Origin of the sequence: Streptomyces sp. NBC_01276 (assembly GCF_041435355.1) — a bacterium.
GTDB lineage: Bacteria > Actinomycetota > Actinomycetes > Streptomycetales > Streptomycetaceae > Streptomyces.
In genome coordinates, this window is the sequence record NZ_CP108442.1 from 885,514 (window position 1) to 907,931 (window position 22,418).

Annotated in this window: 22 protein-coding genes; 15 read left to right on the forward strand and 7 right to left on the reverse strand. The window is 71.1% G+C overall.

Translation table 11 applies throughout. The features are described 5' to 3' along the window. Window positions 1-3 precede the first annotated feature (3 nt). Genes OG295_RS03545 through OG295_RS03560 form a run of 4 tightly spaced genes read left to right on the forward strand, consistent with a single transcriptional unit; the run spans window position 4 to window position 2,469 of the window. Window positions 4-219, forward strand: a complete 216-nt coding sequence (locus OG295_RS03545) for an MbtH family protein (RefSeq protein WP_371675491.1) — start codon at window positions 4-6, stop codon at window positions 217-219. An 11-nt stretch (window positions 220-230) separates the two neighbouring features. Then, window positions 231-1,478, forward strand: a complete 1,248-nt coding sequence (locus OG295_RS03550) for a cytochrome P450 (protein ID WP_371675492.1) — start codon at window positions 231-233, stop codon at window positions 1,476-1,478. A 27-nt stretch (window positions 1,479-1,505) separates the two neighbouring features. After that, a complete protein-coding gene (locus tag OG295_RS03555; protein WP_371675493.1) occupies window positions 1,506-2,249 on the forward strand; it encodes an SRPBCC family protein in 744 nt (247 codons plus the stop codon). A gap of 31 nt (window positions 2,250-2,280) precedes the next feature. Then, complete coding sequence (locus OG295_RS03560) at window positions 2,281-2,469, forward strand: hypothetical protein (protein WP_364744387.1); 189 nt, start codon at window positions 2,281-2,283, stop codon at window positions 2,467-2,469. 77 nt (window positions 2,470-2,546) lie between these two features. Here the strand turns inward: OG295_RS03560 and OG295_RS03565 are convergent, their stop codons facing one another. The 5 genes from OG295_RS03565 to OG295_RS03585 form a co-directional block, all read right to left on the reverse strand. Next, a complete protein-coding gene (locus tag OG295_RS03565; protein WP_371675495.1) occupies window positions 2,547-3,905 on the reverse strand; it encodes an NAD(P)/FAD-dependent oxidoreductase in 1,359 nt (452 codons plus the stop codon). Then, on the reverse strand, window positions 3,902-4,963 hold the full coding sequence (locus tag OG295_RS03570) for an oligopeptide/dipeptide ABC transporter ATP-binding protein (protein ID WP_371675497.1): 1,062 nt from the start codon (window positions 4,961-4,963) through the stop codon (window positions 3,902-3,904). The genes OG295_RS03565 and OG295_RS03570 overlap by 4 nt, the downstream gene beginning before the upstream one ends. Further along, window positions 4,960-6,813 (reverse strand): dipeptide/oligopeptide/nickel ABC transporter permease/ATP-binding protein, encoded by a 1,854-nt coding sequence (locus OG295_RS03575; protein ID WP_371675498.1) that lies wholly within the window; start codon window positions 6,811-6,813, stop codon window positions 4,960-4,962. Before OG295_RS03575 ends, OG295_RS03570 begins: the two co-directional genes overlap by 4 nt. A gap of 94 nt (window positions 6,814-6,907) precedes the next feature. Continuing rightward, on the reverse strand, window positions 6,908-7,894 hold the full coding sequence (locus OG295_RS03580) for an ABC transporter permease (RefSeq protein ID WP_371675499.1): 987 nt from the start codon (window positions 7,892-7,894) through the stop codon (window positions 6,908-6,910). Between the two features lie 49 nt (window positions 7,895-7,943). After that, a complete protein-coding gene (locus OG295_RS03585; RefSeq protein ID WP_371675500.1) occupies window positions 7,944-9,443 on the reverse strand; it encodes an ABC transporter substrate-binding protein in 1,500 nt (499 codons plus the stop codon). Between the two features lie 254 nt (window positions 9,444-9,697). On the opposite strand from OG295_RS03585, the gene OG295_RS03590 reads away from it, so the two are divergent. The 5 genes from OG295_RS03590 (at window position 9,698) to OG295_RS03610 (ending at window position 15,059) form a co-directional block, all read left to right on the forward strand. After that, complete coding sequence (locus OG295_RS03590) at window positions 9,698-11,458, forward strand: DUF885 family protein (RefSeq protein ID WP_371675501.1); 1,761 nt, start codon at window positions 9,698-9,700, stop codon at window positions 11,456-11,458. 234 nt (window positions 11,459-11,692) lie between these two features. Further along, window positions 11,693-12,085, forward strand: coding sequence for a DUF5132 domain-containing protein (locus OG295_RS03595; protein ID WP_371675503.1), 393 nt, complete (start codon window positions 11,693-11,695; stop codon window positions 12,083-12,085). Window positions 12,086-12,441: 356 nt separating this feature from the next. Then, complete coding sequence (locus OG295_RS03600) at window positions 12,442-13,209, forward strand: thioesterase II family protein (protein WP_371675505.1); 768 nt, start codon at window positions 12,442-12,444, stop codon at window positions 13,207-13,209. A gap of 250 nt (window positions 13,210-13,459) precedes the next feature. After that, a complete protein-coding gene (locus OG295_RS03605; RefSeq protein ID WP_371675507.1) occupies window positions 13,460-14,602 on the forward strand; it encodes an alpha/beta fold hydrolase in 1,143 nt (380 codons plus the stop codon). A gap of 196 nt (window positions 14,603-14,798) precedes the next feature. Beyond that, window positions 14,799-15,059, forward strand: a complete 261-nt coding sequence (locus OG295_RS03610; protein WP_371675508.1) for a DUF5132 domain-containing protein — start codon at window positions 14,799-14,801, stop codon at window positions 15,057-15,059. 305 nt (window positions 15,060-15,364) lie between these two features. Here OG295_RS03610 and OG295_RS03615 read toward each other — a convergent pair whose 3' ends face one another. Then, entirely contained in the window at window positions 15,365-15,967 is a 603-nt protein-coding gene (locus OG295_RS03615; RefSeq protein WP_371675509.1) for an SDR family NAD(P)-dependent oxidoreductase, read from the reverse strand. A 1,061-nt stretch (window positions 15,968-17,028) separates the two neighbouring features. Further along, a complete protein-coding gene (locus OG295_RS03620; protein WP_371675510.1) occupies window positions 17,029-17,994 on the reverse strand; it encodes a pirin family protein in 966 nt (321 codons plus the stop codon). A 130-nt stretch (window positions 17,995-18,124) separates the two neighbouring features. Between OG295_RS03620 and OG295_RS03625 the strand changes: the two genes are divergently transcribed. The 6 genes from OG295_RS03625 to OG295_RS03650 all read left to right on the forward strand — a co-directional run bounded on the left by OG295_RS03625 (window position 18,125) and on the right by OG295_RS03650 (window position 22,413). Further along, on the forward strand, window positions 18,125-18,505 hold the full coding sequence (locus OG295_RS03625) for a tetratricopeptide repeat protein (RefSeq protein ID WP_371675511.1): 381 nt from the start codon (window positions 18,125-18,127) through the stop codon (window positions 18,503-18,505). A gap of 70 nt (window positions 18,506-18,575) precedes the next feature. Continuing rightward, window positions 18,576-19,772 (forward strand): methyltransferase, encoded by a 1,197-nt coding sequence (locus tag OG295_RS03630; RefSeq protein ID WP_371681092.1) that lies wholly within the window; start codon window positions 18,576-18,578, stop codon window positions 19,770-19,772. Window positions 19,773-19,800: 28 nt separating this feature from the next. Continuing rightward, the gene (locus OG295_RS03635) at window positions 19,801-20,556 is read left to right on the forward strand and encodes a MerR family transcriptional regulator (RefSeq protein WP_371675512.1); all 756 of its coding nucleotides are present in this window, start codon (window positions 19,801-19,803) and stop codon (window positions 20,554-20,556) included. A gap of 152 nt (window positions 20,557-20,708) precedes the next feature. Next, entirely contained in the window at window positions 20,709-21,338 is a 630-nt protein-coding gene (locus tag OG295_RS03640; protein ID WP_371675513.1) for a DUF6230 family protein, read from the forward strand. Beyond that, window positions 21,329-21,766 (forward strand): DUF6114 domain-containing protein, encoded by a 438-nt coding sequence (locus OG295_RS03645; protein WP_371675514.1) that lies wholly within the window; start codon window positions 21,329-21,331, stop codon window positions 21,764-21,766. Before OG295_RS03640 ends, OG295_RS03645 begins: the two co-directional genes overlap by 10 nt. Next, on the forward strand, window positions 21,763-22,413 hold the full coding sequence (locus OG295_RS03650; RefSeq protein ID WP_371675515.1) for a hypothetical protein: 651 nt from the start codon (window positions 21,763-21,765) through the stop codon (window positions 22,411-22,413). Before OG295_RS03645 ends, OG295_RS03650 begins: the two co-directional genes overlap by 4 nt. Window positions 22,414-22,418 lie beyond the last annotated feature (5 nt).

A 22,418-nucleotide genomic window follows, 5' to 3' on the forward strand; every position in this document is an offset into this window, starting at 1 on the left:
CCCATGACCAACCCGTTCGACGACGAAAACGGCACCTTCCTCGTGCTCACCAACGACGAGAACCAGCACTCGCTGTGGCCGCAGTTCGCGGACGTCCCCGACGGCTGGAGCGTCGCCCACGGACCCGACACCCACGCCGCCTGCCTGGAGTACATCGAGCGGAACTGGACCGACATGCGGCCCAAGAGCCTCGCCGACGCCATGAACGCCCAGCGGTAGCGCGTCTCGCAGTGAACCTGACCGACACCACCGACGAGGCCCGCGCCGGCGCGGGCCTCGCCCGGTCCGATGACCTCGCCGCGGCCCTGCTCACGCCCGAGGCCCGCCGGGACCCGTACCCGTTCTACGCCCGCATGCGCCGCGAGGACCCGGTCCACCGCAGCACCCGGGGCATCTGGTACCTCACCCGGTACGCCGACGTCGAGGCGGCCCTGAGCGACCTGCGGCTGTCCAACGACCGGGACCGGATGACCCGCGCCTACAGCGCCCTCGGCGGCGACCTCAAGGCCTTCAGCCGGCTCACCGACCGGCTCGGCCGGGTGATGAGCAACACCGACCCGCCGGACCACGCCCGGCTGCGCAGGCTGGCCAACCGTGCCTTCACCGCGCGGCGCGTCGAAGCCCTGCGCGACGGCATCCAGCGGATCGTCGACCGGCTCATCGACGAGGCGGTCGCGGCCGGGCCGGCCATGGACCTGATCGAGGCGGTAGCCTCCCCGCTGCCGCTGTCCGTCGTCTGCGAGCTCTTCGGCATCCCGCCCGAGGACCTCCCGCAGGTCAAGACCTGGTTCCACCGCTTCGGCCGGCTGAGCGAGGACATCGACAAGTCCGAGGCGGCGATCGAGCAGTACGAGGAGTACCTCGCCCGGCTCGTCCGCCGCCGCCGGGCCGACCCCGGCGACGACCTCATCAGCGCCCTGGTCGCCACCCAGGCGCAGGACGACCGGCTCACCGACTCCGAGCTGCTGTCCACCTGCTTCGTCCTGATCACCGCCGGCGACGAGACCACCACCCACCTGGTCGGCAACGGCATGCTCGCCCTGCTGCGCCACCCCGACCAGCTGGCCCGGTTGCGCGAGGACCCGATGCTGATCCGCACGGCCGTCGACGAACTCGCCCGCTACGACACGCCGACCCAGGCGATCGTCCGGGTTGCCGCCGAGGACGTCGAGATCGGCGGGCGGACGCTGCGCGAGGGCGAGCTGGCCTACCTGTTCCTCGCCGCGACCAACCGGGATCCCGAGCGCTTCGAGGACCCCGACCGGCTCGACCTGACCCGCCCGGGCAACCGGCACCTCAGCTTCGGCAACGGCCCGCACTTCTGCCTCGGCGGCCCGCTGGCCAAGCTCCAGGCGGAGGTGGCCGTCGGCACGCTGGTCCGTCGGCTCCCGCACCTGCGGCTCGCTGACGGCGCGGTACTCGACTGGCGGCCCAACCCGCTGCAGCGGCGGCTCACCGCGCTTCCGCTCACCTACTGACCCATGAACGACGAAGGAGAAGTGACCATGGCCCGAGAGCTCAAGGTCCGCCGGGAACAGGACCTGCCCGCCACGCCCGAACAGGTCTGGGACGCGGTCGCCACCGGCGCCGGCAACCTCGGCTGGCTCTACCCGATGGAGGTCGAGCCGCGCGTCGGCGGAAAGGCCACGCGCGGCGACAGCACCGTCGTGGCGTGGGAGCCGCCGCACCACTTCGCGGTTCGGGCCACCCAGGACGGCGGGTTCTCCAACACGCTCACCTACCGCATCGAGCCGGCCGACGGCGGCGCGAGCCATCTGCGGATGGGAATCCACTGGGTGCACACGGGCGTCGTCGACGACACCTGGAACTGGGACACGAAGGCGGACGCGGCCGAGAAGCACGTCGACTTCTACCAGCACTCCCTCCCCGAGTACCTGAGGCACTTCGCCGGCCGCCCCGCCGTCTACGTCAAGGCCGCCCGTGGCAAGTCCACCGAAGACCCCGCCGACTTCGCCGCTCTGTGCCGACGCCTCGGCCTCGACGACGGCGCGGCCGTCGGCGACCGGTTGTCGCTCGACCTCCCGGGTACGGACGGCGGTTCGACGGAGGTGGTCGTGGACTGGCTGAGCCCTGACTTCGTCGGCCTGCGAGGCCCGGACGCGCTGTACCGGTTCTTCAACGGCAGCTCGTGGAACTGGCCGATCTGGCTGGGCCACCACCTGTTCGCCGAGGACGTGGACGAACAGCAGGCCACCAAGGCGTGGACCGCCTGGCTCAACGGCGCCTGACCCCTCGCACGACACAACTGAAGGACCACTGGTGGAAACACTGCTCTACGCCGCCGAACTCGTCCAGGAAGACGGCACCTACAAGCTCGTCGTGCAGGACGTGGTGCGGGACACGGTCCAGGTCACCCCTGTCCCCAAATCCGCGGTCGACCGGCTCCCGACCTTCCTGTCCGTGCTGACTTCCAAGCTCGGCTCCACACCCGCGCGCGGCCGCTGGTAGATCTCTTGCGACGTCACGCGGCCGGTGCCGTCCGGTGCGGCAACTCCCGGACGGCACCGGCCCCGGCGCATCATGCGTCAGCCCATGACGGTCCGGGAGGCGGCCCCCTCGGCCATGGGCCGTTTACGGGAGAAGGCACCGAGGTTGACGACGATGCCGGTGTGTTCGCCGGTGTACCGCAGCGGATCGCGGTCGTGGTCGTGGCCGGCCTCGACGCGGTCGACCAGGGTGGCGAGGAATCGGCCCGCCAGCGGAGCGTTCTTGAACTGGTTGCCGCTCGTGCCCATCGCGACGTAGAAACCGGGCAGATCGGTGCGGTCGTAGAGGGGGGCCCAGTCGTCGGCGGCGTCGTAGACGCCGGCGATGCCGGTCGGCCGGTTCGGAACGCGGAGAAGCGGGAATCGGCGTGCGGCCCTGGTCACTTGGGTGTCGAACCTGGTGGGCGTCGGGTGCGGGCTGCACAGGTCGGGGTCGTCGAGCCATTCCCTCGGGTCGCAGGCGGGCAGCGTGCTGCCGATGAGAAGGTGTCCGCCGCGGGGGCGCAGGTAGGTCCCGAGGTCGGTATCGGCCACGATCAGGCCGGGCGTGGTCCCGGCGCCGCCTTGGCCGGACGAGGCTGTGTCGCCCTGGTCAACCGGTGCGGCCACCTGGTGGACTTCTTGGCGCAGCGGGCGCACTCCTACGGTGAACTCGGCGCCGACCTCGGCCATCCGGTTGAACGCGCCCGACCAGGGCCCGGCGGCGTTGACCACCACCGGTGCCGTGATCGCGGTGCCGTCGGCGAGCCGGATGCCCGCCACCCGGTCTTCGCGACGCAGGACACCGACGACCGCGCGACGGAAGAGGAAACGCGCTCCGAGGCGGCCCGCAGCGTCCGCGAGATTCTGTGCCGCGAGCTGTGGATCGTCGACGAAGCCCGCGTCGGGTGTGAACAGCGCGCCGAGTTCACCTTCGGGGCCGGAGAAGAACGCCTCGTCCCGCAGCGGCTTGGGAGGGCCGTAGCGTCCCGCGTCGATGCCGGGGATCCGGCTGCGCAGCGTCGCGGCATCCCAGCGCTCGTACGGCACGCCGGCACGCTCGAACAGGGCGATCACCTCCGGCGTCCCGGAGTCCGGCGCGTCGAGGAACACCGCTCCGGTCCGCCGGAACGCCGCCAGGCCCGGGCCGCGCACGGTGCCCAGGTACTCCTCCCATCGTGCCCAGCAGTGCTGGGACTCCCAGGCGGTGGCGACACCGTCCCAGGTCGAGTAGTTGAAACGGATGATCGCGCTCGATGCGCTGGTGGATCCGTGGCCGACGCCGCCGGCTTTGTCGATGACCACGACGCGCCGACCGGTGCGCGCCAGCTCCAGTGCCACCGCGGCACCGATCACACCGGCCCCCACGACGACCGCGTCGGCGCCGGACGGAAGCCTGTCCGGTTCCCTGGCCGTCATGACGGCAGGTCCCCGGGGGTTCGCGGAGCCCGGTCACCGTTCGCGTCCTGGTGCGCGCTGACGGCGTGGGGCGGGCAGGCGTCGGCGGGATACGGGAAGTGGCACGCGGCGCGGTGCGGCTGTCCGGCCGCCTCCTGCTGGGGGTCCCGCGCGGTGCAGACATCCCGTCCCGGAAGCCGGTTCGGCCCGACGGGGCAGCGCGGATGAAAGCGGCATCCGGTCGGTGGCGACGCGGGATCGGGTACCTCTCCGGGCAGAAGCGGCTCCCCGACCGGTCGTCGTCCGGGGTGCAGGCTCGGCACGGCGGACAGCAGCGTCCGGGTGTAGGGATGCCGTGGGCTGCGCAGCAGGTTCTCGGTGGCGGCGGTCTCGACGATCCGGCCGAGGTACATCACGGCGATACCGTCCGACACATGGCGGACGGCTGCGAGGTCATGGCTGATGAACAGCATGGCGAAGCCCATGCGCCGCTGCAGGTCCCGGAGCGTGGTCAGGAGCGCCGCCCGGACCGACACGTCGAGAGCCGAGGTGACCTCGTCGGCGATGAGTACCGCCGGATCGACGGCGAGCGCACGGGCGACGGCCACGCGCTGGCGCTGGCCGCCCGAGAGCTCCCGCGGCACCCGGTCGGCGCAGCCGGCGTCGAGACCGACCAGTTCCAGCAGTCCGCCGATGCGCTGTTCGCGGCTGCGGCGGTCCAGCCGGACGAAGGCCCCGGCCGCTTCGGCGAGCGACTGACGGACCGTCATGCGGGGGTCGAGTGCCGTGTCCGGGTCCTGGAAAACCAGTTGGACCTGTTGGCCCAGCCGGCGTCGACCGACCGCCCGGCGGCCTCGGTACTCCCGTCCGCCGATCGTGATCCGCCCGGCGCACGGGCTGTCCAGCCCGACGACCGCACGTGCCAGAGTGGACTTTCCCGAACCGGACTCGCCGACCAGGCCGACCGTCGCGCCCCGGGGAACCTCCAGTGACACCCCGTCCACCGCCGTGACCGGCCCGAACGGCCCGTGGTGGCGCACGGTGACGTCGTACAGCGCCAGCCCTGCCTCTTCCCTCACTGCTCCACCTCTTCGGTCTCACGCTGTCCGCGGAACGGTGCCGGGGCCAGCGGCCGCCAGCAGGCGACCTCGTGCTCCGGGTCGAGCGGGGACAGCACGGGGCTCTCCACGGCACACCGGTCCACTCGATGCGGGCAGCGGTCATGGAACGGGCAGCCCGGGGCCGTGCCGCACGGATCGGGCGGCCCTCCTTCGATGGTGTGCAGGGGGTGGTCGCGGTCCGTGGCCAGGTCCGGGACCGAGGCGACGAGCATCCGCGTGTACGGGTGCTGTGCGCCGGTCGCCAGCTCACGGGCCGGAAGGTTCTCCACGATCGTTCCCCCGTACATGACCAGAACCCGGTCGCAGGCGCCGGCCACGAGGGCGATGTCGTGGCTGATGATGAGGATCGCGGTGGCGTCGTCGCGGCGGATACGGCGGAGCAGGTCCATGATCTGCCGCTGCACGGTGACGTCCAGGGCTGTCGTCGGCTCGTCCGCGACGATGAGGTCGGGCCGCATCATCGAAGCGGCGGCGATCGCCACTCGCTGGCGTTGACCGCCGGACAGCTGGAAGGGCCGGGAGCGCAGCAACCGGCGCCCGCCGGGGAGCGCGACCCGGTGAAGCTGGGCCAGGGCCTGCTCGACGGCCAGGGCACGAGGGGTGCCGTGGTGTGCGCGTACGGCCTCCATCATCTGCGTTCCGATGCGGAGCGACGGGTTGAAGGCCGAGGCCGGATTCTGGAAGATCATCGCCATTCCCGTCGCCAGCTGCCTGCGTCGCTCTTTGCGTGACAACGACTCGGCGTCCGCGCCGAGGAACCGGTGGGTGCCCCAGGTCGTGCAGGCGCCGTCCGGCAGCAGGTCGGCGATGGCGAGCGCCGTCAGTGACTTGCCGGAGCCGGACTCGCCGACCAGGCCGACCATCTCACCGCGCCGCAGGGCGAGGGAGACACCGCGGACGGGCCGGACCACTCCCTCCGCCGTGGGAAGGGTGACCCGTAGATCTTCCACCTTCAGCACGTGGTCCGCGACTGCCGGAAGGCCGGTGCGTGCCGGGTGTGGCGCGGATTCTTCCGGCTGCCGTGGGCGGACGCGTCGCGCGGCGGCTCCGGCCAGCATCTCGCCGAGCAGTTGGAAGGCCACGGCTGCGTAGACGATGGCGATGCCGGGTGCCACGGCGGCCAACGGTTCGGTGTAGATGCGGTCCAGGCCCTGGCTGAGCAGGAGCCCCCAGTCGTACGAGGGGGGCTGCACCCCCAGTCCGAGGAAGCTCAGTCCCGACAGGGCCACGAGTGCCGAGCCCGCGGCGACCGTGATGTTGAGCATCAGCGGTTCGGCGATGTGGGGCAGGACATGACGCAGGAGGAGCCGGTGGCGGCTCAGGCCCAGCACGCGCGCCGCCGCCATGAAGTCGGTTCCGGCCACTTTGGCGGCAAGGGTCTGGGTGATCCGCGCGAAGCCCGGAGCACAGGCGACGGCGAGTGCGCACACCGCCCCGCCCGCGCCCGCGCCGAAGAGGGCCGCGAAGAACATCGCGACGAGGAGCGCGGGGAAGGCCAGCAGGAGGTTGATCAGGGCTCCCAGCAGGCGGCGGGCGCGTCCGCCGACGACGGCGGTGAGCGCCCCGAGTGTGATCCCGGCCGTCGCGCCGAGGAGTGTGGCCGCGACGGCCGGCAGCAGGGAGAGCCAGGTCGCGGAGAGCAGCCGGGCGAGCAGGTCGCGCCCGAGGTGGTCCGTACCGAGCAGATGACTTGCCGTGGGCGCCCGCAGCACCGCCGACGGGTCCGGACGGTCGGCGGCCTGCCCCCACAACACCGCCCCCGCGACGGCCAGTACGGCGAGTGATCCGAGCATCGCCAGGGTGATCACGCCCATCGGTGTGGACCAGCCCGACCGGGTCGCACGAGACCGGCCGGCGGTGGCACGCGGCGTGCGCGGAGAAGGGGAGGACAACACCATCGGATCACGTCTCCCGGATGACGGATCGGGGGTCGAGCAGCGCAAGGGCCAGATCGACCAGGAAGTTCACCGCGAGGACGGCCGAGCCCAGCACCAGGACCGACGCCTCGACGACGGCGTAGTCCTGCGCGGCCACGGACTGCGCCATCGCCGACCCGATGCCCGGCCAGGCGAACACCTTCTCGACCAGTACCGTTCCGGCGATCAGGGCTGGTAGCAGGTTCCCGGCGACCGTCAGCGACGCGGTCAGCGTGTTCGGTGCCACATGGCGCAGGTAGAGCGGGACGGCGGGCAGCCGTTTCGCACGGGCGGCACGCAGATAGTCCGTCGCGAGCACCTTGAGCGTCTCCACCCGGACGATCCGCAGGAGTACCGCGGTCGGAGCGAGGGCCAGCGCGAGCACGGGCAGCACGTAGGACTGGGGACCGAGGTCGCCGGCCACCGGAAAGATGCGCAGGGCGACCGCCAGTCCCGCGGTGAGACCCGCCGCGAGCACGAAGTCCGGCACGCCCGCCATGACGGAGGTGGTGGCGGTGAACGCCAACTCCGCCCGGGGCCGCCGTCCTCCGCGTGTCCACACCGCCGCGAGCAGCCCCCCGGGGAGGGCGACGACGAGTACGCAGGCGAACGCCAGGACAGCCAGCAGCAAGGTGGCCGGCAGACGTGCCCTGATCAGCTCGGCCACCGGCTCGCCGGTCACCAGGGAGACCCCGAGGTCCCCGTGGGCCAGATGCCTCAGATACCGCCAGTACTGTGCCGGCAGGTCATGATCCAGGCCGAGGTCCTGTCGTTTCGCCGCTACCAGGTCCGGCGGGGCGTCCACGCCCAGCGCGGCCCGGACGGGGTCACCGGGCACGAGCCGGATCATCGCGAAGGAAGCGGTGACGACCACGAAGAGGGAGACCGTCAGCCGCACCGCGCGCCGGCAGCAGAACACCACCCACGGGTGGCGCCGGGCCAGGGCACCGAGCCGTGTGGACACGGTCGTCATGGGAGACCTCCTCGACTGGTGGTGGGGCCGTGTGCCGCTTCCGCCGCCGCTATCTGTGCAGGCGGATGCTGGTCGGTACGACCTGGCCGCCGGGTGCGACGGCGAAGGTCGTCCGGTAGCCGTACACCGTGCTCGTGCCGTCGGCGACGGGCAGCGCGTCGGCCGAGCGGAACAGCGCCGCGGCGGCCCTGTTCCAGTCCGCGCAGCTGGCCGTGCCCGGCGCGCGCAGCGCGAGGGCGACGAAGCGGTCGTAGGTGCGGTTGACGACGTGTGCGAAGTTCAGTCCCTGCGAGGGCGGCGGACCGGAGAAGTACGGGACGAGTTGCGCGGGCAGCGGCGGACCCGGCGAGCTGCCGACCACGACGTCGAAGTCCCCGCTCTGGTACATGGCCTGTACCACCGCGTTGCGGCTCTCGCTGACGAGGTCGACGTCCGCGCCCAGCGCCTCCCAGGTGGCGGCCATCAGTTCGGCGACCGACGGAAGGGTGGAGCCGAAGTCGGCGCTGCTGAGCAGCCGCAGCCGTAGCGGCCGGCCCTGTTTGACCAGCCTGCCCCGTGCGTTCTTCGTCCAGCCCGCGGTGCCCAGGGCTTCCACGGCACTGTGTGGAGGCAGGTTCCGGGCGGCCACGTCGGTGTGGCAGACGGAGCCCGCGGCGGTCAGATGACTCGCGGGCGTTCCGTCGCCGCCGATCGCCACATTGGCGAGGCCCTTGCGGTCCAGGGCTCCCACCAGTGCCTGACGCAGCACGGGATCGCTCAAGGGGCGGCCGGACCGTTCGTTGAAGAAGGTCAGCCCCACCACGGTCGGCACCTGCGCGGTGGCCAGGCCGTGGCCGGTCAGCCGCGCGCGGTCCGGGCCGGTCACCGTCGCGATGTTGACGCCGCCCGTGAGCAGCAGATTGGCCACCGTGGATTCCTGCGGCACCACCGACACCACGATCCGCTCAGGCTGGCCCGCAACCGCGTTCGTCGCTCCGCCCGGTCCCCACGCATACCCCTTGCGCCGGGTGAAGAGGTACGGGCCACCCGAGGAATAGCCGCTCAGCATGTACGGCCCGGTGCCCTGCGTGCTCCTGTCCAGCGCGCCGGGATCCGCCAGCCCGGCGGGGCAGACGACGGGCAGCATTCCGATCGTCCGCACGACGAAGCTGTAGGGCGACGCCATCCGCAACGACACCGTCCGGGCCGCGTCGTCGGCCGACACCGTGAACGGCACACCGGGCAGTGCCGCCCGGGCGCCGACGAGCCGGTTACGGGGATCGCTCGCATAGCTCAGTGACCGGGCCACCCCGGAAGCCGTGAGGATCGTCCCGTCGGAGCAGGTCACACCCCTGCGCAGGGTGAAACTCGCCGAAGTGGCTCCGGCCCGCCACTTCTCGGCGAGGCCCGACACCACCTGCCCGTCCGGCGCCATGGTGACCAACGAGTCGTAGGCATAAGGAGCCAGGGCAGAGCCGAACTGCGAGTACGGGTGGAAACTCGGAGTCTCGGATGCGGTGGCGATCGTGACGGTTCCCCCCACGACGACAGGGGTGCGGGTCGATGACACGTCGCCACCACCGCAACCGGCCAGCACTGCTGACGCGACGGCTGCGGACGCCACCGCGGCCGACCGGGCCCTGGGAAACGACACGGTTCGGCGGTGCATGGCGTTCATCGTGCCATCGGGATCGACGGCGTCGGACCGCCTTTTCCCGGCCGGACACGAACGGGGCGGACGAATTCCCCCGTCCGAGTGAGACCCCCGAATCCCGGTTGATCTCCGTGCCCGATGTGGCGTCACCCGGCGCGCACACTGGCACCATGGTGAACCATTCATCGGACCTCCCGGACGGCTCGGCAGCGCAGGAGGTCGACCGGCTCGCGACCTCGTACTGGGACTTCCTGCTCACACGTGAGCCGTCGTTGCGGACCCGCCGCGGGCTGCCGGTCGAGTCGCTGCCGGGGGTGTCCGCCGCGGAGGCCGACGAGCGCGCCGGGTTCGCGGCAGGGGTGCTGGACCGGCTGGACACGCTGCGGCCCGCGGTGCTGCCCGGTCCCTCCGCCGACACCGCGGGCTTCCTCCGGGCGCTGGCCGAACAGGAAGCGGAGGCGGGACGGTTCCACTGGCTCACGCCCACCGCCACGCCGTACCAGCTCTTCAGCCTCCAGCAGTACGGTGACACGGTCTTCCGCCCGTACCGCTTCGAGGACCGGGCCGACGCGGACCGGTATGTGTCCCTCGTACGGGACCTGGCCCGCTGCGTCGCGACGGTCGGTGACAAGGCCGCCGGGCAGGCGGCACGGGGCTTTCGCATCCCGGCCCCGGCGCTGGCCGGGGTCCGCACCACCCTCACCCGGCTGCGGGCGTCGGCGACGCGGTACGTCCGGGCGGACGCCGAGCGGCTCACCCGGCTCGACGCGGCGAGCCGGGGCCACCTGAACGACGCGGTGGCGGGGCTCGTGGCCGCCGAACTGGAGCCGGCGTTCGACTGCCTCCTCGCCCTCGTGGACGACCCGGACTACCTCAGGGAGGCGCCGGAGACCGTCGGATGGGCCCACTACCCGGAAGGCGAAGCGGCGTACCGGGCATTCGTCAGGACGTACACATCCGGCGACACACCACCCGAACGCCTCCACGAACTCGGCCGGGAGCACTGCCGCGAACTCAGCGAGCGGATGCGGGAGATGCGAGCCACGCTCGGCTTCGCGGGGACGGAAGCGGAGTTCCACGAACGGCTCGCGAGCGAGCCCCGCCTGTACGCCGCCACCCCGGAGGAGGTCGAGGCCCGCTACCGCGGACACCTCGACGGCCTCACGCCGCTGCTGCCACGCTGGTTCACGGTCCTGCCCGATGCCCCGTACGGCGTGGCCCGCCTCGACCCGGCGCTGGAGGCGTCGATGACGTTCGGCTACTACGACCCGCCGACCGCCACGCAACCGGTGGGCCGCTACCGCTACAACGCCTCGGACCTGGCACACCGGTCACTGCTCGGCGCGGCCGCGCTGATCTACCACGAGCTCGCGCCCGGACACCACTTCCACCTCGCCCGTCAGACCGAGAACATCGCGCTGCCCGACCTGCGACGCGAACTGGTGGCCTTCGCCGGGTTCCAGGAGGGCTGGGCGGAGTACGCGGCAGGGCTCGCCTGGGAGATGGGGCTGTACGACGACCCGTGGGACGCGTACGGACGCCTGGCCCATGAACGGTTCACCGCGCAGCGCCTCGTCGTCGACACCGGCCTCAACCTGGGGACCATGACGCTGGAGCAGGCGCGCACCTTCATGCGTGCCCACGCGGCGGCCGAGTCCGAGGAGCAGATCGCGACCGAGTTGCTGCGCTACGCGACCGATATGCCGGGACAGGCGCTGACGTACCGGGCGGGCCATGCGGAGTTCACGGCATTGCGGGCAGCGTGTGAACGCGGCTCCGACGCCGCGTTCGACGTGCGCGCCTTTCACGAGGCCGTGCTGGCCGGCGGCACGCTGCCGTTTCCCGCGCTGCGCCGACGGGTGGCGAGAGAACTGCACAGCGCATCCGGCCGTCAGCAGAGGTACACGTGGTCACCCGAAGAAGGCGGGTGACGTCGGGTTCCGGCCGTCGAATGGTCTGAACAGGCCGTTATGGGCAGGCCGTTCTACTCGAATGAGTGAAGGCCACGGCGGAACCGGTAGCCGTGCATTCACCCTGGATACTCTCTGTAATGAGGGGTGCGGGTTCGATGATGCGGAATCCATGCATCTCATCGCACTTTCCCTGTTCACCTCCAACTGCCTTTCCGCCATCGTTTTCTCGGCAGAAGAGAAGGATGCCCTGCCATGCTGCCTGTAGTACCTCCTTTCCTGATCGGCCTGATCGCCGCGCCCCTGCTCAAAAGGCTGGGTAAACCCCTCATGCGAGGGATCGTCAAAACGTCGGTGGGCCTGGGAATCGAAGTCAAGAGGGCCGTCCACGAAGCCGGCGAGGGAATCCAGGATCTCGCGGCCGAGGCGACCGCCGAAGTGCTTGCCGTCCAGATGGCGCACGGAGCCGAGCACGGCACCGACACCAGCGCCCCGCAGGGCGGTATCGCGGGCCGGGCCGAGGCGGGCACCGGGTCGGCGCCCCCGGCCGCGGCGGCCGCAGCGGCCCACGCGGCGCAGGCCGGCAGCGAGAGCAAGGCCGCCGGCAAGGTCCGCAGCGCCGGTTCGACCGCCGCCAAGGTGCACTGAGTCGCCATTCCCGGCACGCCGGATGTCACGGTCCGCCGCGACATGAGTGTTCTCCGCGTGGCGTCGGCTGCTCTGCGGGCATCTCCACGCCGCCTTTCGTCTGCGCACGCCGTTCGGCGGCGTGGAAAGCATGGCTGGAGAAGAAGGACCCTGATGGAGGCTGGTCAGATGTCTGCGACCGGAACACCCCTGTATTCCGCCGAACTCATCCAGGAAGGCAGCGACTGCACACTCGTCGTGACCGATCGCCTGGGTCACACCGCGCAGACCGCATATGTGTCCAGAAGAGTGGTGGAGCAGCGTCCCACTTTCCTCTCCAAGTTCAACTCCTCACAGCTGGGTGGTCTCCGGCGGCCATGACGACATACGACGCCAAGAAGTGGTTCCGTGTCCACCGGCGCGTGGCGGACCCCAGGCTCCGACTGGTGTGCTTACCGCACGCCGGCGGCACGGCACAGCTGTTCCACGGCTGGCCCGCGCTGCTGCCGGAGGACGTCGAGGTGCTCGCCGTGCGGTACCCCGGCCGCCAGGACCGGCTCGCGGAAGCCTGCATCGACGACATGGCCACCCTGGCCGACGCGATCGAGGACGCGCTGCGGCCCTGGCTCGACCGGCCGCTGGCGCTCTTCGGGCACAGCATGGGCGCCTGCGTCGCCTACGAGCTGGCCCTGCGGCTGGAAGCCCGAGGCCTCGTCCCCGAGCACCTGCTGGTCTCCGCGCACGAGGCCCCCCAGCGGGCCGAACGCACCGCACTGCACAGTGCCGACGACGAGACCCTGATCACCCGCGTCCGGCACCTCGGTGACCTGCACTCCGAGGTCTACGACATCCCGGAGCTGCGTGACCTGCTGCTGCCCGCCCTCCGGGCGGACTACCGGCTCATCGAGGGCTACCACCTCCCGCATCCGACTCCGGTCAAGGCACCGATCACCGCGTACATCGGTCAGGACGATCCGAGTTGCGTGCTCGACCGGGTCCTCGCCTGGTCCGACCTCGCCGCCCCAGGTTTCTTTGAGCTGCGCTCGTTCCCCGGGGACCACTTCTATCTCGTGCCCCGGGAGACCGAAGTGGTCGCGGACGTGGCAGCACGCCTCGCGCGCGCGTACGGCGCGGGCCAGGCCTGACGGTGGTACGCCCGTATCGGGAACCTGGACGGCCACGGCACACACACGGCAAGGGCCGGACGCCGTGTGGGGCGGTACCCGGCCATGCTTGCACCCCGGGCCCTGGCGGCTGCCGTACCGCTGTGGCGGAAGGCGGGGCCCGGCATCGCGCATGGCGCCCGCGGGGTTTTCAGGGGACGATGCTTGTGCCGGGCGCTGAGACGCGCGATGTCCCTGGCAGCGTCCACGAAGGCTGGGACGGTGAAGAAACATGCGACCGGGCACACATGTCACCGACGCGATACTCCGGCTGCTCAGCCGAGACTGGGCCGGGCTGGGCATCGCCCTGCTGCCGGCGGCCGCGGGCGCATGGTGCGTCACCCTGGGAACCGGCTGGCGGGTTCTCGGCGGTGTGCTCTGCGCCGTGGCCCTCGCGCTCGGTCTCGGGTCTCTCCGCCATCTGGTGCATGTGGCCCGGGTGCGGGTGAGGTATCCGCCACCCGGGCGAATGATCGACGTGGGCGGCTACCGCATGCACGTCCTCGCCGAGGGGGATGCCGGACCGAAGCCCACCGTGGTCTGGATGCCGGGCGGCCATGCCGGTGGCTACGCCATGTACCGGCTGCACACGCTGACACGGGAACGGACGCGTTCGGTCCTGGTGGACCGTCCGGGCTCCGGCTGGAGCGACCCGGGCCCGTTCCCCCGCACGACGGCAGCCGAAGCCGTCGAACTGCTCACGGCGCTGGAGCAGGCCGGCGAGAGGGGACCCTACATTTTCGTGGGGCACTCCTTCGGGGGACTGCTCATGGCCAACGCCGCCAGGCGTCGTCCCGACCTGGTGGCCGGTCTGGTGCTGCTCGATCCCACTCCGCCCGATGCCGTCGCCTTCGGCCCTTCACTTGCGACCCTGCGGCATGCCGCGAGGGACCAGACCGCCCTCGCGCTGCGCCACCTCTTCGGCCTCCACGCCCTCGCGCCCAAGAACGAAACGCACTCTCCCGAGGACCCGGCGCGGGTTCTCGCCATGGTCGAGACCAGGACCAAGGCGAACTGCGCCGCGGCATCGATCCTGCGAGAGCTGTCACCAGGTGGCATCACCCGAGTCGGCTGGCAGACGGTCGTACACGACGGCGAGCTCAGCCCGCTCCCCCTCCTCCTCGTGGCGCCACGCGACCTGACGGGCGGTGACAAGATCTTCGACACGGTCGACGATCCGGAGGAGAGCGCCCGAGTACGGCACTTCTTCCTCACCGTGAGAGAACGCTTTCTCTCAGCATCAAGCACTGCCCGGAGGGTCTACACCCCGGAGGGAACCGGCCACGATTTTCCGGACCACGTACCCGAATTCGTTGTGCAGGTGGTGGGCTCACTGCTGGACGAACACGCGCCGGGCGCACCGGACCCGCTGTGATCCCCTTCCGCAGCCGTGGATCTGCTCCGGCGGGCCTCCGCCCGAATGAATGAAAGGCGTCGGCCTCCTCGGGCATATCGGCCGAGGTCCGACTACAGTGCTTTCGGTGGGGTGAAATTCAGGCCCAGCGCCACCGGCCGGTGGTATTGGCACACGCGGCGGCAGCCGTGCTGTGTAAACAAGAGAGGCTTCGCACATGCTCCCTGCAGTTCCTCCCTTCCTCATTGGCCTGATCGCTGCCCCTCTGGTCAAGAGAGTGGCGAAACCGCTGGTGCGGGGCATCATCAAGACGTCGGTCGGCCTGACCATCGAAGTCAGGCGCGCAGCCATCGAGGCGGGCGACGAGATCCAGGACCTCACCCGTGAAGTGGCTGCCGAGAAACTGGCGAGTTCGGCTCGCGTGCGTCGTGCGAAAGACAACGGCGAGGTAACGACGCAGGGGGTCATGGCCGGCTGAGAACTGGTGGTCCTCGAACAGCCGGGTACGGGCCGCCCTGGTATTTCCGTGAGACTCGAAGTGACCGACCCAAGAACTCGGCCACAGGATTCCGTGCACAGGCGGATGCGCGACGAACGCAGCTTTCGCACCGCGCGGCTCGGGGCCAGGGTCACCTCGGCAGCGACGGCTGAGTTTCAGTCAGCCGTCGTGCCTCTTTGATCTTTTCGTTTCTCAATGGAACACACCCGCCATCAGCTCGACTTCTCGCGAGGACCTTCCCGAGTTCAGTCAATGTCTCTCCGTCGAGCAACGGAGGATTTGTCTCAAGCAAGCCCTCGTGCCCGCCGCCCGCGCAATACCCAGGCCCCGAGACCTTCTACGTAACCATCGGGGCTGGCGCTACGCGATCCGCGCACGGGAGTCCCCTGTCCGGATTCCCGTCTCGCCCGCTCCTGACGCATCACCAGGCCGCCGTCGACCGTGAGCACCTGGCCCGTGAGGGCGGCGGCGTCCTCGCCGACGAGCATCGCCACCACAGCTGCGGTGTCGTCGGGGGTGAGCGGCCGGGGCAGCGCCTGGCGCGCCGCGATCTCCTCGAACTCCTCCGCCGGCACGAGGCCGGTAGCCGGAGTGCGGGTCAGCCCCGGGGCCACGGCCGTGACTGCGATCCCGTGGCCGCCGAGCCCGACGGCGAGGGCGTGGGTCATGCCGATCAACGCCCCTTTGGACGCCACGTACGCGAGCATGTGCGGGCCCGGGGGACGCCAGAACGTGTTGGACACGATGAAGACCACCCTGCCGAAGCCCCGCTCACGCATCCCCGGCGCGAACGCCTGGGTGAGCAGCAGCGCCGACTCGACGTTCACTGCCTGGACCTGACACCACAGGCCGAGTTCGAAGTCCTCGAACGGCCCGAAGGCGACCATGGCAGCCGATGGACCAGAACATCGCACCTGCCGTAGCGGTCCAACACCAGTTGCGCGGCCCGGCGCACATCGGCCGGATCACCCAGATCGACCGGGTCGTCGCCCGTGCGGTCGACCGCGCGGGCGATCGCACCAGCGCCGCCGGTCACGACCGCGACCCGCCGGCTCCCAACCGTCTCAGTGGACACTGCTCAGCGCTCCTCTCACTGCCGTACCCATCGGCACCCAGGCTGCCCACCTCAACGACCAGCCGCCACAGAGAACCCGTCCGCTGACACAACAAGCCAAGCCTCTTCACGCCCCATCGTCCAAGACCTGCTGCCGGCTCCAGCGATTGCCGCCCGCCATCAAGCTGTTCGGCTCGCAACCCGAGCTGGTCGTGCTCAGGCGGCCGCTTCGATGGGCTCGAGGACGGCCTCGACGTCGACCATGACCCGGGATCTGCTCCTGAGGCATCCGCTGCGCCTCCCTGGCGAGGCTTCGCTCAAATGCCGTTTCGGACGGGGTTTCGGCACTTGGAGCCGAAGTCGAGACGGTTGAACCCGTTCCTCCACCGTAATCGGCGTGGATCAGGCTCGCAGGTCATGGCAGCAGCTCAGTGCAGCGGACCCGCACTCCTCGTCCTCGTGCACAACCCGCCCGTGCGGCAGGTCTGGACTCTGGCCGAGGTGTGCCAGGCCTGCGCCTCGCAGATCCCCCACACCTGCATCCGCACACCAGCTTCCACGACAGACCGACAGCGGGCTGCGGCCTCGGAGGAGCACCTACCTGGAGCTGCCCGCGGCAGCCGAAAAGTCCGGGGACCAGACCTCTCGGCATGAGGTTCCCCTGCCGAGAGGCGCGCCCACGCTCCCTCTCCAGGAATCTGACCACTCGTCAGTAGAGTCAGCAAAGGGTCAGCATTCGTCCGACTAGACCTGACCACAGCCTGCTTCACATGGCACTCGACCTCAAGACCAGGAAGCACTCCCAGAGGCCTCGCCAACGTCCGACGAGCCTCCGGAAGCGGAGTGGCGTCATGACCACTACACCGAGCCCCGCCTACAGGACGTACATGCAGTTCAGCGCACTCTTCCCCTAGGCTTCAAGCGAGTTGGAGGAAGCTCAGGGGCCGGAATCGGAGGGCCGTCGTAGCCCTTCACCTCGCCGTAGCGCGTCCCGTTCATCCACTCCTCGCGGAAGCCTGCGATATCCTCTTGGGACCGTCCGATCCAGTTCCAGAACATGACGATCTCCTCCTCGAACGGCTCGCCCCCCAGCAGCATCAGGCCCGCGTCCGAGAGGGCGCGCAGGGGGAGTTCGGTGCGGCCGCAGCCCAGGTAGAGCATCGAGCCCGGGAGGACGGGGACGTCGTCGACGCGGGCCTCGCCCGACATCGACAGGACCGCGTACTCGAAGTCCGGGTCCAGGGGGAGGCGGGTGTCGGTGCCGGCCGCGAGGGTGAGGTCCGCGCCGACGATGGGGGTGTACGCCGTGCCGGGCGAGGCCGCCGTGTCGAGGGTGCCCAGGATCACGGTCGCGGTGAGGCCCGGGGCCGTGACCGTCGGGAGGTCGGCGTGGTGCTGGAAGTGGGGGTCCACGTCCCGGTGGGCGTCCGGCAGGGCCACCCACAGCTGGGCGCCGTGCAGGAAGCGGGCGTGCGGGCGGGGGCTCTCCTCGGAGTGGCTGATGCCCCGGCCCGATGTCATCAGGCCCAGCTCGCGCGGGCGGATCGTGGCGAGGCTGCCGACGCTGTCGCGGTGCAGGACCTCGCCCTCGTGCAGCCAGCTGACCGTCTGGAGGCCGGTGTGCGGGTGCGGGGCGACCTGCATGCCGGGCTCGTCCGCGATGTCGTCCGGGCCGTAGTGGTCGACGAAGCACCAGGCCCCCACCATGCGGCGGCCCAGGTTCGGCAGGAGGCGGCGGACCTCGGTGGCCTCGCCGAGCTTGACCGTGCGCGGGCTGAGGAGTTCGCGGACCGGTTCGGCGACGACGAAGCCGCGGCCGCCGCAGGTGGCGAGAGCGGGCTGGCGATCGAGATTGCTCATACGCCACAACTTAACGCCGACAGGCCCGGCGGCTCCCGTTCCGCTTCCCGGAATGTCCGCGCCCGCGACGGTGTTGCAGCCGCCGATGACCGGCAGCGGCCACGAAAGCGAGCGGAAGGAGCCTGCGGGCATGGACGTGAGGACGGGGAAGATGACGGCGGGCACCGGCGGGGACGCCTACCACCTGCACGGGAGTGCCGCCGAGCGCTGGGCTCGCGGGCAGCTGTTCTTCGAGGCCCGGGAGTACGCGACGGCCGCCCGCGTGCTGGTGTCGGTCGCCGAGGAGGCCCCGGAGCAGCTCGCTCCGCGGCTGCTGCTGGCCCGCGCCTACTACCACTCCGCGCAGCTCTCCCGCGCCGAGTCCGAGCTGCGCGCCATCCTGGAGCGGTGGCCGGTGGAGGAGTACGCGCGCCTGATGCTCGGCCGCACCCTGGAGCGGCGCGGCCGGGCCGACGAGGCCCGCCCGCACCTGCGGCTGGCGGCGGCGATGGCCGGCGAGTTCCCGCAGTAGTGGGCCGTCCGGCCCCGCGTGTGCGGGGCCGGGGGGCGGCCTCGGCTAGCCTGGGTTCCATATGAACCGCCTGACCACGCCTTTCGGCTCCTACGAACTCACCCGTTTCCCCGTCGACCCGCGCGACCAGCTCCGCGCCTGGGACGCCGCCGACGAGTACCTGCTGCGTCATCTCGACGCCGGTACCGGCGAGCGCGGCCCGGTGGACCTGGCCGGCGCCGGGCAGGTCACCGTGGTCGGCGACCGCTGGGGGGCGCTGACGACGGCCCTGGCCGCGTACCGTCCCACGCAGATCACCGACTCCTCGCTGACCCGCGCCGCCACCGAGGCGAACCTGGACCGGGCCGGCATCGGCACGGCGAAGTCCACGGTGACCCTGCTGACCACGCAGGACGCGCCGCCCGAGCGTATCGACGTCCTGCTGATCAGGGTGCCCAAGAGCCTGGCGCTGCTTGAGGACCAGCTCTACCGGCTGGCCCCGCACGTGCACGCGGGCACCGTGGTCATCGGCGCCGGCATGGTGAAGGAGATCCACACCTCCACGCTGCGCCTGTTCGAGAAGGTCCTCGGGCCGACGAAGACCTCCCTCGCGGAGAAGAAGGCCCGCCTGATCTTCTGCACCCCCACCGCCCCGGGCGCGGCCCGGCCGGCGGGCACGGACCCGTGGCCGGTGACGTACACGGTGGACGAGGACGGGGGCTCGGGCGCCGGGCTGACCGTGGTCAACCACGCCGGGATCTTCTGCGCGGACCGGCTGGACGTCGGCACGCGCTTCTTCCTCCAGAGCATCCCGACGAACACGGACGGGGCCCGGGTCGTGGACCTGGGCTGCGGCAACGGCGTCGTCGGCACGGCGGTCGCCGTCGCCGACCCGGACGCCGAGGTCGTCTTCACGGACGAGTCGTACCAGGCGGTCGCCTCGGCGCGGGCGACCTACGAGGCCAACGTCCGGCCGGGCCGGCGCACGGCGGAGTTCCGGGTCGGCGACGGGGTCGCGATGCTGGAGCCGGGTTCGGTGGACCTGGTGCTCAACAACCCGCCCTTCCACTCGCACCAGGCGACGACGGACGCGACGGCGCTGCGCATGTTCGCGCAGTCCCGCAAGGTGCTGCGCACCGGCGGCGAGCTGTGGGTGGTGGCCAACCGCCACATGGGTTACCACACGCACCTGCGGCGGCTCTTCGGCAACAGCGAAGTCGTCGCGAGCGAGCCGAAGTTCGTGGTCCTGCGGGCGGTCAAGCGGGAGGCGCGGCAGCGCCCCATGTGACCTGCCGGTACGTCCTACACTCGGCCGCGTGAGCAACGGGGCGCGGACGGACACGGGCGGTGAGCGGCGCTACCGCCGCGAGGAGGTGGCCCGGGCGGCGGGCGTCAAGGTGCGCAACCTGCGCTACTACCAGGAGCGCGGGCTGCTCCCGCCGCCGCGCCGCGAGGGCCGGATCGCCTGGTACTCCGACGACCACCTGACCCGGCTGCGCCTGGTCAGCGACCTGCTGGGGCGCGGCTACACCGTCAACGGCATCGCGGAGCTGCTCTCCGCCTGGGAGCAGGGCGGCGGCCTGTCCCAACTCCTGGGCCTGGAGCGGGAGATGACCCGGGACTGGGTGCAGGAGGACCCGGTGTCGATGACCCGGGCCGAGCTGCGCGAACTCTTCGGCCCGGCGGCTTCGGCCGGCGACACCCGGCGGGCGGCCGAGCTGGGCTACGTACGCCTGGACGGGGACCGGGTCACGTACCCGAGCCGGCGGCTGCTGGAGGCCACGGTGGCGCTGGTGCGGCAGGGGGTGCCGCTGGCGGAGATCCTGGACGCCGGGGAGTTCGTCCAGTCCCAGGCGGCCGCGCTCGCGGACCGGTTCGTGGGACTGTTCCGCCGGCATGTGATCGGCCCGGACGGGCTGGAGCATCTTTCGGCCACCCAGCTGGATCACATCCGGGAGGCGGTGGCGGCCCTGCGGCCCGTCGCGGGTGAGGTGGTGGCCGCGGAATTCGCGCGGGCGATGGCGCGGCGGGTGGAGGCGGAGGTAGCCGAACTGCTGCGTACGGAGCAGTAGGAGTCGGCCGAAAAGGTGCGCTCACGCAACCTTGCCAACCACCATTGGCACTCTTACATTCAACTCGTCGGTAACAAAGGTGCACAGCCGAGATAAGGGACGATCTCATGGCAAGCTCACCGAACTTATCCGAACCGCCCGGCGGGGAAGGCATGGCCTCCCCGGACGCCGCGGACGCCGCCGACAGAGGTGAGGGCCGGGTCCGCTGGCGCCGCTTCGCCCTGTTGACCCTGCCCGCCGTGGCGGTGACCGCGGGGCTGGGCATCGCCCTCGCGCAGGGGGCGCTCGCCGCCTCCTTCGCTGTGTCGGGGCAGCAGTTCAAGGTGTCGGCGACGAGCCTGGAGGGCGAGGGCTTCGCCCAGTACGGCAGCGTCGACGTCAACGCCCGCGAGGAGCTCATCCCGGTGGCGGTCACCGCCATCAAGGAGGCAAAGCTGCACAGCCTCTGCCAGTCGGTGGTCACCACCCTCCCGGTCATCGGCGACATCTCGCTCAACCTGACCGCGGGCAAGAAGGACCCCGTCGAGGCCAGCAACCTGTTCGTGGACGCGACCCAGCTCGCCGGCGACGCGGTCTTCAAGAACATCGAGATCGGCCGCGACGCCTCCACCCTCGACAAGGGGCCGGCCGAGGCGGTCGGCATGCAGGACCTCTTCGCCCAGCAGGCCGACACGGTCACCATCTCCAACCTGCAGCAGACGGCGTGGGCGACCAACGCCGGCACCTTCAAGCTCTCCGGGCTGAGCATGAACATCAGCAAGGGCAAGAAGGAATGCTTCTGAGCCGCTGGCGGCGGTGGCGGCGCGGCCGGCCCTTCTGGGGCGGGCTCTTCGCGGTCCTGGCCGGGGCCTGGATCTGCGTACTGCCGCTGGCACCGCTGAAGATCATGCTCCAGCAGGGAGTGGCGGGGATCCCGTCCGTCCTGATGGGGATCATCATGATCGTCCTCGGTCTCACCGCCTGGTTCTCCCCCCGGCAGCGCTCCCTCGCCGGGGTCCTCACCACGCTCATCGCCACCGCCGCGCTGGTCCTGTCGAACCTCGGCGGGTTCCTGATCGGCACCCTGCTCGGCATCCTCGGCGGCGGGCTGATGTTCGCCTGGCAGCCGAACGCCGCCCCGCGCACCGGGGGCTCCGCCGCCCCCGCCCGGCCCTCCCCCGCCGGGGACTCCCCCACTCCGCACCCCGATCCCCAAGGAGCACAGCCATGAGCCGTACGCGTACCGCGCTCGCCCTCGGCATGGCGGCCGCGGCCGCCCTGACGGTGGCCTCCGCCACCGCCACCGCCGCGCCGTTACCGCTGGCCGGGTCGACGACCGTCACCCCGGCCGGGCACGCCTTCCAGGCCACCCTCAGCGGGAAGGCCACCCTCAAGGCCGGTTCGGTCACGGTGACCTGCACGGTCTCCGTCTCCACCGGCGCGGTGCCGGCCGCCCCCGGCAACCACAACGCGGCCGGGCCCGTCTCCTCGCCCATCTCGCCGCCGACCTACAGCTCGTGTACGTCGAGCCTGCCGGGCGTGACCCCGACCGTGACCACCAGCGGCGCCTGGTCGGTGTCCATGCAGAACGGCTCCCCGATCACGGCCACCATGACGGTGCCGACCGGCGGTCTCGTCGTGCACACGACCGGACTCGCCACCTGCACCGTCACCGCCGCCCCCGGCGGCCCGGCGGCCGTCCCGGGCACCTGGGCCAACGGCGCCCCGTCGAGCCTGACCTTCACCAACGCCTCGGTCCCGGTCACGGTGACCGGCGGCTTCGGCTGCCCGACGAGTGCGACCTCGTCCACCTTCAACGCCGTCTACAAGGTCACCGACACCACCGACCCGGCGCAGCAGATCACCGTCGCCCCCTGACCGGG